The organism is Aquabacterium parvum (assembly GCF_001447195.1).
GTDB classification, from domain to species: domain Bacteria; phylum Pseudomonadota; class Gammaproteobacteria; order Burkholderiales; family Burkholderiaceae_C; genus Aquabacterium; species Aquabacterium parvum.
This window is the reverse complement of the sequence record NZ_LFRI01000073.1, coordinates 1-273: the sequence shown is the minus strand read 5'-3', so window position 1 is coordinate 273 and position 273 is coordinate 1. Positions and strand designations below refer to the sequence as shown.

1 protein-coding gene is annotated in these 273 nt (G+C 55.3%); it reads left to right on the top strand.

Going from position 1 to position 273, the window contains the following annotated elements; translation table 11 throughout:
• Positions 1-36: 36 nt before the first annotated feature.
• Positions 37-273, top strand: a 237-nt coding sequence (locus ABG80_RS22350; protein ID WP_268760920.1) for a protein rep, incomplete at its 3' end; no start/stop codon positions are given.

Below are 273 nucleotides of genomic sequence, written 5' to 3'. Positions count from 1 at the left end.
TACCTGCTGTTCCGGCACTACTTCACCATCGACGCTGTGAGGCTGCATGCGGCCAGCTTCTGCATGAAGCACCTGCTTTGCCCTCTGTGTGCCATTAGACGGGGCGCTAAGTCGATGAAAGCCTACTTGGATAGGTTGGAGGTCATCCGAGCCGAGAAAACGGCTCTGAGGCCTTTTTTGGTGACTTTGACGGTGAAGAACGGTGATGACCTGGCTGAACGCTTTAAGCACCTTCATAGAGCCCAGCGCGAGCTATGGAAACGCCGGCAACGT